Source organism: Trinickia sp. (assembly GCF_051954495.1).
Classification (GTDB): domain Bacteria; phylum Pseudomonadota; class Gammaproteobacteria; order Burkholderiales; family Burkholderiaceae; genus Trinickia.
The window spans coordinates 24,258-37,597 of sequence record NZ_JBQCHR010000029.1; the positions used below are offsets into that span (position 1 = coordinate 24,258).

Sequence of the window (13,340 nt, forward strand, 5' to 3'; positions counted from 1 at the left end):
GACTAGAAGCGCGGCAACTCGGGATGCGGCAGAAGGCCGCCGCGCACGTGCATCTTTCCGTACTCGGCGCAGCGCGCCCGCGTGGGGATGCCCTTCGTCGGGTTGAGCAGCTCCGCCGGATCGAACGCGCGCTTGACCGCGAAAAACGCATCGCGCTCCGCCTGCGAGAATTGCACGCACATCGAGTTGATCTTCTCGATGCCGACGCCGTGCTCGCCCGTCACCGTGCCGCCGAATTCGACGCACGTCTCGAGGATCTCGGCGCCGAATTCCTCGGCGCGCCGCAACTCGTCCGGGTCGTTTCCGTTGAACAAGATGAGCGGATGCATATTGCCGTCGCCCGCATGGAAGACGTTGATGCAGCGCAGGCCATACTTCTCTTCCATCGTCTCGATGCGGGCCAGCAACGGGCCGATGCTGCGGCGCGGGACTGTTCCGTCCATGCAGTAGTAATCGGGGGAGATACGGCCCGCCGCCGGGAACGCGTTCTTGCGTCCTGACCAGAAGCGCAGCCGCTCGGCTTCCGTGCGGGAGATCTGTAGGCGCGTCGCGCCATGCTCGCGCAGCACGGCCGTCATGCGCACGATTTCATCGGCGACTTCCTCGGGCGTGCCATCCGATTCGCAGAGCAAGATCGCCGCCGCATCGAGGTCGTAGCCGGCGCCCACGAACGACTCCACCGCGCGCGTGGCCGGTTTGTCCATCATTTCGAGGCCAGCCGGAATGATGCCGGCGGCGATGATGGCCGCGACGGCCTCGCCGCCCTTGACCACGTCGTCGAAACTGGCCATGACGACTTGCGCGAGCTGCGGCTTGGGGATCAGCTTGACGGTGACTTCCGTGACGACGGCGAACATGCCTTCGCTGCCGATCATGACGGCCAGCAGATCGAGCCCCGGCGCATCGGGGGCAAGCGAGCCGAATTCGACGATTTCGCCGTCCATCGTCACGGCGCGCACGCGCAGCACGTTGTGGACGGTTAGCCCGTATTTCAGGCAGTGCACGCCGCCGGAGTTTTCCGACACGTTGCCGCCGATCGTGCAGGCGATCTGCGATGAAGGATCGGGGGCGTAGTAAAGGCCGTACGGCGCGGCCGCCTCGGACACGGCTAGATTGCGCACGCCGGGCTGCACGGTAGCCGTGCGCGCGTAGGGGTCGACTTCGACGATCTTCGTAAAGCGCGAGAGCGAGAGCACGACGCCATGCCCGATCGGCGTCGCGCCGCCGGACAGGCCTGTGCCGGCGCCGCGCGGCACCACCGGCACGCCGAGCCGCCGGCAGATCTGCAAGACTCGCTGCACCTGCGCTTCGGTCTCGGGCAGCGCCACTGCCAGCGGCAATTGGCGATAGACGCTCATGCCGTCGCACTCGTAGGGCGCGGTGTCTTCGTCGCGATAAAGCAGGCAGTGCGCCGGCAAGGTGGCCATCAGCGCTTGCACGACCTCGCGTTGACGCTCCGCGCGGATATCGGCCGGCTGCAGGGCAACGGCTTCCATAGGCTCCCCAGTCGGCCGCTTCAGGCCGTGTACGAAAAAATCTTGCCCGGATTCATGAGATTGCGCGGATCGAACGCATGCTTGACGGCGCGCATGGCGTCGACGGCCGCAAGGCCGTGTTCCTCTAGCAGGAAGTCCATCTTGTGCAGCCCGATGCCGTGCTCGCCCGTGCAGGTTCCCCCCATCGAGAGGGCGCGTTCCACCACGCGCCGGTTCAGCCGTTCGGCCTCGGCCAGCTCCTCCGGTTTGGACGGATCGATCAGCATCGCGACGTGGAAGTTGCCGTCGCCCACGTGGCCGACGATCGGGCAGGGCAGCGGCGAGCCGAGCAGGTCCTGTTCGGTCTGCACGACGCAATCGGCGAGCCGCGAGATGGGCACGCAGACGTCCGTGGTAACCGCGCGGCAGCCGGGCTTCAACTGCAGCATGGCGAAGTAGGCGCTGTGCCGCGCGTTCCACAAGCGGCTTCGTTCTTCCGGCCGCGTGGCCCAGGCGAAGCCGCTGCCGCCGTGCTCGTGGGCGATGCTTTCGACGCGCTCGGCCTGTTCCCTGACGCTCGCCTCGGTGCCGTGGAACTCGAAAAACAGTGTGTGCGATTCGGTCAACGTCAAATTCGAATGTCGATTGATGGCGCGAATGGCGAGGGCATCGACGAACTCGACGCGCGCGATGGGCACGCCGAGCTGGATCGTTTCGATGACGGTGCGCACGGCTTCGCCCATCGACGGGAACGCGCAGACGGCCGCCGAGACCGCTTCGGGCTGCGGATAGAGCCGCACGGTGACCTCGGTGATGACGCCGAGCGTGCCCTCGGAGCCGACGAACAAGCGCGTCAAGTCGTATCCGGCCGAAGACTTGCGTGCGCGCGTGCCGGTTTTGATGATGCGCCCGTCGGCCAGCACGACGGTGAGGCCGAGGACGTTCTCGCGCATCGTGCCGTAGCGCACGGCGTTCGTGCCCGATGCACGGGTGGCCGACATGCCGCCTAGGCTGGCGTCGGCGCCCGGATCGATCGGGAAGAACAGGCCCGTATCGCGCAATGCCTCGTTCAGCGCCTTGCGCGAAACGCCGGCTTGGACGGTGGCCGTCATATCTTCCGCGGCGACCGACAGCACTTGATTCATGCCCGATAGGTCGATGCTCACGCCGCCTTCGACGGCGAGCAATTGCCCTTCGAGCGACGAGCCGTTGCCGTACGGAATGATCGGCACGTCATGACGCGCGCACAACTCGACGGCGGTGCGCACGTCCTCCGTGCTCGAGGCGAAGACGACGGCGTCGGGCAACTGCGGGTCGAACGGCGACTCGTCGCGGCCATGATGCGCACGCACGGCTTCCGAGATCGACACGCGTTCGCCGAACGCGGCTTGCAGCGCGGCGAGCAATTCGGCGGGGAAGGGGCGGCGCGGGCGCAGGGCGGCCGGGGGCACGGGATGATTCACGGATGGCGTCTCCTCGTGGGGCTCGCAACAATACGCCGCACGAGTATTTCGTGGCGGCGCTAAGCGCGCTCGGCATGAGCAGCGGGCGTTGCGGCCAACGGTCAGTTCAAAGTCGGTTCATTCTACGCCGATCGCGGGGCCGCCAGAATCGGCCGAACGGCTAGGCCGCAGGCCGTTCTAGGGCCCTCTCGGCGCGCCTATAATGATTCGCTTTGCGCTTCGCGGCGCCTCGCTCGGCTCGGCAACGAGGCAGACGGAGCGGTACCCGCCGAAGAGGACATGGACGAACGATAGGAGCAACGACGATGGGCCACCGCTTGAGCAAGATCGCGACGCGCACGGGCGACGACGGCACGACGGGCCTGGGCGACGGCAGCCGCGTGCGCAAGGACGACGCGCGCATCGCCGCGATGGGGGACGTCGACGAACTGAATTCGCAAATCGGCGTGTTGCTGACAGAGCCCTTGCCGGCCGACGTCCACGATGCGCTGACGGCCATTCAGCACGATCTGTTCGATCTGGGCGGCGAGATTTGCATTCCGGGCCATACGGTCATCGGCGATGCGCACCTCTCGCGGCTCGATGGCTGGCTTGCGCACTACAACGCCGATCTGCCGCCCTTGAAGGAATTCATCTTGCCCGGCGGCACGCGCGCCGCGGCGCTGGCCCACGTGTGCCGCACGATTTGCCGGCGCGCCGAGCGCATGATCGTCACGCTCGGCGCGGATCAAACCCTTGCCGATGCGCCGCGCCGCTACGTCAATCGTCTGTCCGATCTGCTGTTCGTGCTCGCGCGCGTGCTCAATCGCGCCGGTGGCGGCAGCGACGTGCTGTGGCAGCCGGAGCGTCGCGTGGAGTAGCGCGGCCGCAACAGCGGTAGAAGGCCTGCGGTTCGGCGAACTAGGCAGGCGGCGGCCCGCGCGGCATGCTGCCGTGCGACAAACTGTCGTATGGTTGTCGGCCTCCGTTAAAATGTATTCTTGATACATCTTAACGAGGAACGCGAATCGATGACCTCTGCTCTCACCCCCGATCAAATCTCCCGCGTCAAAGCCACGGCCCCGGTTTTCGCACAGCACGGCGCCACGATCACGAAGCACTTCTACCGTCGCATGTTCGCGAATCGTCCGGAACTGCGAAATCTCTTCAACCAAACGCACCAAACGAGCGGCAGCCAAGCCGACGTGCTCGCGCATGCCGTGTACGCCTATGCGGCGAACATCGACAATCTCGGCGCGCTGGGCGCCGCAGTGGGCCGCATCTCGCATAAGCACGCGAGCTTGAATATTCGGCCGGAGCATTACCCCATCGTCGGTGAAAACCTGCTCGCATCGGTGGTCGAGGTGCTCGGCGACGCCGTCGACGAAGCAACGCTCGATGCTTGGCGCGCGGCCTACGCGCAACTCGCGAATATCATGATTGGCGCCGAGGCCAAGCTGTACGAAGGCGCGGCGTGGAGCGGCTACCGTCCGTTCATCGTGTCGCGCAAGGTCGTGGAAAGCGACGAGATCACGTCGTTCTACCTGACGCCCGCCGACGGCGCGCCGGCCGCGGGCTTCGAGCCGGGCCAATTCGTCACGGTGAAGCGCTACGTCGGCGAACTCGGCGTCGACCAGCCGCGTCAATACAGCCTCTCGGACGCGCCGCACGGCAAGTGGCTGCGCATTTCGGTCAAGCGCGAAGGGGGCAGCGAAGCCGTGCCGGCGGGCCGTCTGTCGACCCTTCTGCATGACGGTGTCGAGGAAGGCGCGGTGGTGGAAGTGACGGCGCCGATGGGAGACTTCCGCCTCGATCGCACGAAGTCGACGCCCGTGGTGCTCGTGTCGGGCGGGGTCGGCATCACGCCGATGGTGTCGATGCTATCGACGCTGGTCGCGCACGGCAGCGATCGCCGCGTCGCATTCGTGCACGCGTGCCGCCACGGCGCGGTTCACGCATTCAACGAATGGCTGGCCGAGACCGTGGCGACGCATTCGAACGTGACGCGCGCCGTGTTTTACGAAGAAGTGGGCCCGGCCGACCGCCAGGGCGTCGACTATGACTTCGAGGGCCGCATCGACTTCTCCCGCATCGCCGAGCAAGCGATCTTGCCCTATGCCGATTACTACCTGTGCGGGCCGATGGCCTTCATGCAAGCGCAGCGCGACGCGCTCGTTGCGCGCGGCGTCGAGCCGGCGCGCATTCACAGCGAAGTGTTCGGGACGGGCGCGCTCGCCTGATCGGCATCGATCGATCGACTGGCCGCCTTGGCGCGGCTCGTCGACTCCGCGATCGTTCAGTTTCGATCAGTTGCCGCTGCCGCGCGAGATGCGTCGCTGTTTGACGCTGTCGGCCAGTCCTTCGAGCACGGCAACGCTTTCGTCCCAACCGATACACGCGTCGGTCACGCTTTGGCCGTAGGTCAGCGTGCAGTTCGGCTCGAGGTCCTGGCGTCCGGCCACCAAATGCGACTCGACCATGACGCCGACGATGCGCTCGTCGCCGGCCGCGACCTGCCGGCCGATATCGGCGCACACGGGAATCTGATTCTCGTGCTTCTTCGAACTGTTCGCGTGGCTCGCGTCGATCATGAGGCGGGCCGCGAGACCGGCTTTGCCGATATCGGTGCAAGCCGCGTCGACGCTGGCCGCATCGTAGTTCGGCGTCTTGCCGCCGCGCAAGATGACGTGGCAGTCCTCGTTGCCGGCCGTCGAGACGATGGCCGAGTGGCCGCCCTTCGTGACGGACAGGAAGTGGTGCGGCTGCGAGGCCGCTTTGATCGCATCGACGGCGATTTTCACGTTGCCGTCGGTGCCGTTCTTGAAGCCGACCGGGCACGACAGCCCCGATGCCAATTCGCGGTGGACCTGCGATTCGGTCGTCCGCGCGCCGATGGCGCCCCACGAGACGAGATCGGCAATGTACTGCGGGCTGATCATGTCCAAGTATTCGGTGCCGGCCGGCAGTCCGAGCTCGTTGATACCGACGAGCAACTCGCGCGCGGCGCGCAGCCCGTCGTTGATCTTGAAGCTGTTGTCGAGGTACGGGTCGTTGATGAGACCCTTCCAGCCCACCGTCGTGCGCGGCTTTTCGAAATAGACGCGCATGACGATTTCGAGCTCGTCGGCGAAGCGCGTGCGTTGCTCCAAGAGCCGGCCCGCGTATTCGAGCGCCGCCTTCGGATCGTGGATCGAGCACGGGCCGATGATGACGATGAGGCGGTCGTCCATACCATGCAAAATCCGATGCAACGCGCGGCGCGTGCCGTAGATGAGATCGGACACGCGTTCGCTGCACGGAAACTCGCGAATCAAATGCGCGGGCGGCGTGAGTTCCTTCAACTCGCGGATGCGAACGTCATCGGTATTGTGCGGGGGCATGCTGCGGTTCTCCTCATCGGTTCTTTACGGTTTTCGCCGGCGATCGACCTTTCGAAGGCGAAAAAAAAACCGCCAGGTTCGCTGGCGGTTTTTCGGGAATTCGGGTTTGCTTAACGCGCTAACACCCCTCTCGATCCGCCAGCGGACTGAGATGCCAAAAGAAGTAAAAATAAAACTTCGTGGACATGACGGGGGTGAGGCTCGTAAAAAAAGTTCGTCCCACTTTATACGCCGGTTAAGCGGGCCCTGCAAGCCGGTGGGCCGTAAAATGCGGGAATTCCGCGTAGAAAGGAAGGGCGGCGCAGTTTTCGTGCGTCACCCTTGCCGATCAAACCGTCCCGCCGACCGTCAAATTATCGATTCGCAGCGTCGGTTGGCCGACGCCCACCGGCACGCTTTGGCCTTCCTTGCCGCATACGCCGACACCCGTGTCGAGCGACATGTCGTTGCCGATCATGCTGACGTACTTGAGCGATTCCGGGCCGCTGCCGATCAACGTGGCGCCTTTGACGGGATAGGTGACCTTGCCGTCCTCGATCATGTAGGCCTCGGACGCGGAGAAGACGAACTTGCCGTTGGTGATGTCGACTTGCCCGCCGCCGAAGTTGACGGCGTAGAGACCGTGCTTGACCGATTCGATGATCTCCTGCGGCGCTTTATCGCCGGCCAGCATGTAGGTATTCGTCATGCGGGGCATCGGCAATGCCGCGTACGATTCGCGCCGTGCGTTGCCGGTGACCGGCATCTTCATGAGGCGAGCGTTCAGCGTGTCTTGGATATAGCCCTTGAGCACGCCGTCTTCGATCAGCGTCGTGCATTGCGTCGGGTTGCCTTCGTCGTCGATGTTCAGCGAACCGCGGCGATTGGGCAGCGTGTCGTCGTCGACGACCGTCACGCCCTTGGCCGCCACGCGTTCGCCGATACGTCCGGCAAATGCCGAGGAACCCTTTCGGTTGAAATCGCCCTCGAGCCCGTGGCCGATTGCTTCATGCAGCAGCACGCCGGGCCAGCCCGGGCCGAGCACGACGGTCATCGCGCCGGCGGGCGCCGGCCTCGCATCGAGATTCACGAGCGCGGCCTTGACCGCGTCGTCGACATAGCGGGCGAGCACGTCGTCGGTGAAGTAGCTGTAGTCGAACCGTCCGCCGCCGCCGCCGCTGCCGATCTCCCGCCGGCCGTTCTGTTCGGCGATGACGGTGACGGACACGCGCACCAGCGGCCGAATATCGGCCGCGAGCACGCCGTCGCTGCGGGCCACGAGCACGACGTCGTATTCGCCCGCGAGCCCCGCCATCACTTGGGTGATCCGCGTGTCGCGGCTGCGCGCCATCTGCTCGACGCGCTCGAGCAACTTCACCTTTTCGGTGGCGTCGAGCGAGGCGAGCGGGTCGGCCGCAAGGTAAAGGTCGCGTCCGGCGACGCCCTTGAGCGTGCTGGCCACCTTGATCTTGCCGCCGCCTGCTTTGGCGATCGAGCGCGTGGCTTGCGCGGCTTGCGCGAGCGCATCGATCGAGAGGTCGTCGGAATAGGCGAACGCCGTGCGGTCGCCGGCGACGGCGCGTACGCCGACGCCCTTGTCGATGCTGAAGCTGCCCGACTTCACGATGCCTTCCTCGAGGCTCCACGCTTCGCTGCGCGTGGCCTGGAAGTACAGGTCGGCGTAGTCGACACGGTGCGTGAAGATCTCGGCGAGCGTGCGCGTGAGGCGCGCTTCGTCGAGGCCGTAGGGCGTGAGCAGGATGTCTTTCGCGGTCGCGAGATTGCGAATGCCGGGTTCGATGATGTTCATGCGGTCGGTTCGATGCGAAGAAATTTTAAGCAAGCACGCGGTGGCGCCACGCCGGCAGGCTGCGCCGCACTTCGTCGATGCGCGCGCGGTCGATATCGCCGGCGACGACGCCGGGGCCTTCGTCCAGCACGGCCACGATCTCGCCCCACGGGTCGATCAACATGCTGTGCCCCCAGGTGCGGCGGCCGTTTTCATGCGAGCCGCCTTGTGCCGCGGCCAGCACGTAGCACTGATTTTCGACGGCGCGGGCACGCAGCAGCATCTCCCAATGCGCGCGGCCGGTGGTGTACGTAAACGCCGACGGCACCACGATGAGCGCCAAGTCGCCCATGCGCCGGTACAGCTCCGGAAAGCGCAGATCGTAGCAGACCGACAGCCCGACGCGCCCGAAAGGGGCATCGAACGTGCGAACTTCGCCGCCGGGCCGGATCGTGCGCGCTTCGTCGAACGACTCGGCGCCTTTCTCGAAATTGAATAGATGGATCTTGTCGTAGCGGGCCTGCTGCGCGCCGCTCGGGTCGAAGACAAGCGTCGTGTTGAGCACGCGTGTGGCGTCCGGCTCGGGTTCGGTGACAGCGAGCGGCAGCGTGCCGCCGATCACCCATACGCCGTGGCGGCGCGCGCTATCGGCCAGGAAGCGTTGGATCGGGCCGTCGCCGTAGGCTTCGCGTACGGCGAGCTTGTCCGAATCCTTGTAGCCCATGAAGCAAAAATATTCGGGCAGCAGCACGAGTTGGGCGCCCTCGGCGGCGGCCTGCGCGATGAGGCGCTCCGCGTCTTGAAGGTTACGTTCGCGCTCGGGCGTGCTGACCATCTGCAGCGCGGCGACGCGAAACGGCGTCGTGTGGACTGGTCGATCGCTCATGAATTCGGTGTCGGATGCATGGGGGGCGAACCCCTGGGCAAGCTACTGGCCCGTCGCCCCGGCCGGAGCAGCCATCTTACCCCGATCGGCCGCGACCCGCTCGACGAGCGGATGCGACCATGACCCCGTTACCGAATAATCGTGTGCGAAGGCGTGTGAGATCGATTGCGAAAGCGCGACGTTCGCGACGAGCGCGCCGAGGCCCAGCAGCGGGTTGACGACCGTCGCCGCGATCACGGCCGAGCCCGCATTCAGCGTGGGCGTGACGACGACGCGCAACTGCTGCGATTCCTGGGCGAGGTCGACGAGCCCGGAAAGATCGGCCCGCATCGGCGCGGTTACGACGCGAAAATCGTCGGTGCGGGCGATGCCGTTTTGGACGAGCGCCGTACCCTTCACGCTTTCGAACGGCAAGCCTTCGCCGATCACATCGCGGAAGTTCAACGTCAGCACGCGCGTGAGACTCTGCAGGCTAAGCACGCCGAGCAGCTTGGCCACGGCCGGATCGACCTTCAGGATTTGCCCGTGATGCAGATCCATTGTGAAGCGGCCGTTCAGGGTCGGATAGTCGATGGCCGTCGGGCCGCCGCGCCAGATCACCTTGCCCGCGAGCGAGCCGGCGCCGCCCTTCACCGTGCGGGGCAGGCCGAAGCGGTCGAGCAGCGCCCCCGCGTCGGCGACGTCGAGCTTGAAGTCGACGATCGTGCGGCGCGGCGTATCGGCCTCGACGTCGCTTCCTAGCCTGCGCGAGGTCCGCCAATTGGCCGTCGCCACCAGGTGCGCCGCCGGGTTTGATACGTCGAGCTTGTCGACTTGCCAGACGGGCACGCCGTTTTCGTCGAAGTTGCGCGCGTTGACGGCCAGGCGGCCGATGTCGTGCTCGCGCACCTTCAGATCGTCGATGACGAGGTCGATGGCGGGCATATGCGCGTTCTCGCTCGGCGTCAGCTGCCCGAGGAGATCGTGGCCGACGGCGACCGGAATCGACGCTTTCGATAGCCGCGCGCGCAACCGGCCGCCGGGTGCGTCGGTGTCGCCCGGTTCCCAGGCGAGATTGCCGGCCACTTCATCCGATGTCAGATCGGCTTGCCAGGTCGCGCCCGCGTGCGTCGCGTCGACGGCCACGTTCGACCATTGCCGATTCATCAGCTTCAGCGTTTTGAAGCGTGCCGCGATGCGGCTCGGCAGGAATTGCTGCGCACGCGATGAGCTCGAGCCCGATGCCGGCGCGGCCGGTCGAGGTTGTCCTTGTTCTCCCGTGGCGGCGCTCTTCGCGGAGGTGTCCTTGGAGCGCAGGTCGGTCGTGAATGCGCGCCACGCGTCGGCGTCGAGCGAATCGCTCGACAGTGCGGCCGTGACGCCGCGCTCCGGAAGCCGCGGCGGCTCGTTCAAGCCGATTGCGCCCTGCAAGACGGCGAGGCCGGGCTTGCCGCCGGCTGCGGTGCGCGATCGCTCGACGACGTAGGCGGCTTGGACCGGACCGAGGCGCAGTTCGGCACGCGCGCGAGCCCCTTCGGCCATTGCGGCGTCGAGGCCGTACTCGGATACGTCGGATACGTCGGATACGTCCGATGCATCCGAGGAGGCCGCCACGCTCGACGATCCAGCCGAAAGCGGGGTGACGGAAAACGAAAACGGCATCGGCGTACCGAGCGGTTTGCCGAGCGGCGCGGGTAGGTCCAGCGCGAGACCGGTCAGGTCGGAGGTGGCCAACACGGTGGGCAGCTCACCTTTGGCGCCGTGCACGCGGATCGCATACGGCGCGTCGCCGAATACATGCCCGAGCAGCTTGGCGGCGGGTCCATCGACATCGAGATCGCGTGCGCTGTCCGCCGCGATGCGTCCGGCGACGTCGAACGCATAGCTGCCGTTTTCCCGCAGCGCGCCGTCCGCACGGATGTTGCCGCCGAGCCATCGGCCTGCGACGCGTTCCAACGCGAAGCTCTGCTTCGTGAACCGCACGCGCCCGCCAAGCGCTTCCAGAGGCGGCCACTGCGGCATCGACAATGTGTCGCCCTCCAAGCCGACGCTGCCTTCGACGCCGACGTGCGGCTCGCGCGTGCGCGGCACCGTCAGCTTCAGCGCGAGCGTGGCGGGGCCGTTCGCGCGCACCTTATCGCCGATGTGGCCCGACATGCCCGACAGGGCGCTGTGATTGACATAGTCCAGCATGTCGGCGAGCGGGCCGTGCGCATCGCCGTCGATGACGAGGTCGGAGCCTTGATTGCCGAGATCGTCGATGCGTCCCGTCACCCGTGTGATTCCCACGCTCTTGTAGCGTGCGCGAGCAATGTCGAAGCGCAGCAGGTTTTCTTTCAGCGTGAAAACGCCGTCGATCCCGTCGATGGCGGGCCAGACATCGGGCGTGCCGTTCTTCAGCGTTTTGGCCGGGTAGGGGGATGGATCGAACTTCCCGCCCGAGAACGGCGCGACGATACGGAAGACGCCCGCGCTTGGCTCGCGCGAGTAAGGGAATTGATCGAGGCCGCCGTGTACTTCGATCGTCGCGTCCCGAGCCATGCCGTCTTGCAGGCCGTGCCCGAGGTAATGGCGCAGATGATCGCCGATGCTCGTGGGCAAATAGCGCGGAATCGCGGGCACCTTGGCGCGGGTGATGGTCGCTTTGAGGTCGAGGGCGCCGCGTCCATGCCCCGGGTTCGTATAGGTGGCGGCAAGGTGTCCCGCCGTGTCGGCGTTCTCGATGCTGAGTTCCGGCAGGTCCACGGCGAACGCTTTGTGCTTGTCTCCGGGCGCGCGCGTCGCGCTCACGGTCCAGCTGCCGCGCGCGCGGAGCCGGTCGAACGTGAGTCGCGGGTCGTCGAACTCGCCCGGAATCGTGACGGCGGCGTTGACCGTGTCGACCGAAAGCGTGCCGTGCCGTTCGTCCGCGTCGATGCTGCCCCACAGGTTCTCGAAGCCGGGCAGCCCGGCGCGCGGGTGTCCCGCCGGCGAAAGCCCCGGAGGGGGCTCTTGCGCGCCGAAACTGATGCCCTGCAAATCGCCCTTGAAGCGGTAACGCACGATCGGCGCCGTGCCCGCTACGCGTTCCTCGCTCGCGGCGAGCGCGTTTTCGGGGCGGGCGCGCTCGACCTCGATCGCATAGTTGGCGACCATCCCGTGCGGATCGAACCGCACGAGTTCGTCGAGAAAGCGGCGCGGCACGGGCAAGGCGCGACTGAATTCGGCCAGAATGCCCAGGTCGACGCGGTCGCCTGTCACGCTCATCAATTGGCCGTGCTCGACGGTCGGTACGCGATATCGGCCGGTCAGCGTCGAGAAGGAGAGCGTGCGGGAAACGGGTGTGCCGTCGGCGAGCGGCGGCTGACCGAGTTCCGCGCGCAGGTTGGTGAGCTGCAGGCGATAGTCGCGTTGCGGATCGATTTGCAGCACCCAGCCGAAATTGGCCACCGGCATGTCGAGCTTGGGCTGAGTCGGACGCACTCGCAGCGCGACGTCGGAGCCCTGCAGCGTGCCGTGCGCCGAGCGGATATGGCCGTCCCCGAAGTCCGCCCAGATCGCGTTGTCGACGCGCCCCGCATAGGCGGCAACCGGCAGCTTCACGTACCTGGCGAGCATCGGCAGTTCGACGGGGCCCGTCGACAAATAAGCCTGCCCCGTCCAATTCTGCGGTTTGCCGACGCTCATGAGCGGGGTATGACGGAAGCGCGCTCGGAAATCGAGCGGCCCTTTCAGCAGCGTGCCTTCCGCCGGCGCCTGCAGGGCCACGCGGTGGAACAAGCCGCCGTTGAGGATGGCGATACGCACGTCGTGCAACGCCAGTTCGGGGGCGCCGAGCTGGGCGTCCCGCCAGCGCACGGTCCCGCCCCGCAACACAATGGCCTGCTGCGAGAGCAGCCACGTGGAAAACGTGTCGTTGCCCGTGTGCGTAGTCGGCACTTGCACGCCTGCTACCCACAAGGAACCGTCCGGCTCGCGCGCGGCCAGCACGTCGGGCCGCTCGATCACGAGGCTGGCGAGCACGGGCCGCATGCGCAGCAGCGAGCTCCATGACAACGTGGCCGTTGCATGCGGCACGGTCAGCGCGCGGTTGCCGTGCCGGTCCAGGATGGCGAGGCTGGTGACGTCGACGCCGGGCTCGAGCCCCGCCCAGTAAGGCGCGAGCTTGCCGATCCGCACCTGCGCATGCAGCCGCTCCGAGACGAGCGCTTCGATACGAGGACGAAAATCGTCGATGCGCGGGAGCACGACGTAGCGCAGCCCTATAAACAGGGCCGCGGCGGCGAAGTAGATGAAGAAGGCTGCGGCGAGCGCGACGTTCAGGACGCGGCGCAGCCGCCGATGATCCTCACGCGCGTGTCCGGCAACGGCGGCTTCGGCGGATTCCTTGCTGTCGGACATACTGCGGCGAATCGGGGATATGGTAGTTTG

General features: G+C 66.3%; 8 protein-coding genes. 2 read left to right on the plus strand and 6 right to left on the minus strand.

The window, feature by feature from the left end:
* Positions 1–2 precede the first annotated feature (2 nt).
* The gene (locus tag ACTHNR_RS03940; protein ID WP_440546173.1) at positions 3–1,496 is read right to left on the minus strand and encodes an FAD-linked oxidase C-terminal domain-containing protein; all 1,494 of its coding nucleotides are present in this window, start codon (positions 1,494–1,496) and stop codon (positions 3–5) included.
* Between the two features lie 20 nt (positions 1,497–1,516).
* The gene (locus tag ACTHNR_RS03945; RefSeq protein ID WP_440546174.1) at positions 1,517–2,938 is read right to left on the minus strand and encodes an FAD-binding oxidoreductase; all 1,422 of its coding nucleotides are present in this window, start codon (positions 2,936–2,938) and stop codon (positions 1,517–1,519) included.
* 305 nt (positions 2,939–3,243) lie between these two features.
* Here ACTHNR_RS03945 and ACTHNR_RS03950 point away from each other — a divergent pair, with 305 nt between their 5' ends.
* Together ACTHNR_RS03950 and hmpA are read left to right on the plus strand one after the other, a co-directional pair.
* Entirely contained in the window at positions 3,244–3,798 is a 555-nt protein-coding gene (locus tag ACTHNR_RS03950) for a cob(I)yrinic acid a,c-diamide adenosyltransferase (RefSeq protein ID WP_440546175.1), read from the plus strand.
* Between the two features lie 150 nt (positions 3,799–3,948).
* Positions 3,949–5,157, plus strand: a complete 1,209-nt coding sequence (gene hmpA, locus ACTHNR_RS03955) for an NO-inducible flavohemoprotein (RefSeq protein WP_440546176.1) — start codon at positions 3,949–3,951, stop codon at positions 5,155–5,157.
* A 66-nt stretch (positions 5,158–5,223) separates the two neighbouring features.
* Here the strand turns inward: hmpA and aroG are convergent, their stop codons facing one another.
* The 4 genes from aroG to ACTHNR_RS03975 all read right to left on the minus strand — a co-directional run bounded on the left by aroG (position 5,224) and on the right by ACTHNR_RS03975 (position 13,310).
* Complete coding sequence (gene aroG, locus ACTHNR_RS03960; RefSeq protein ID WP_440546177.1) at positions 5,224–6,297, minus strand: 3-deoxy-7-phosphoheptulonate synthase AroG; 1,074 nt, start codon at positions 6,295–6,297, stop codon at positions 5,224–5,226.
* Between the two features lie 328 nt (positions 6,298–6,625).
* Entirely contained in the window at positions 6,626–8,086 is a 1,461-nt protein-coding gene (gene tldD / locus ACTHNR_RS03965; RefSeq protein ID WP_440546178.1) for a metalloprotease TldD, read from the minus strand.
* A 25-nt stretch (positions 8,087–8,111) separates the two neighbouring features.
* A complete protein-coding gene (locus tag ACTHNR_RS03970; protein ID WP_440546179.1) occupies positions 8,112–8,951 on the minus strand; it encodes a carbon-nitrogen hydrolase family protein in 840 nt (279 codons plus the stop codon).
* 42 nt (positions 8,952–8,993) lie between these two features.
* Entirely contained in the window at positions 8,994–13,310 is a 4,317-nt protein-coding gene (locus ACTHNR_RS03975) for a YhdP family phospholipid transporter (protein ID WP_440546181.1), read from the minus strand.
* Positions 13,311–13,340 lie beyond the last annotated feature (30 nt).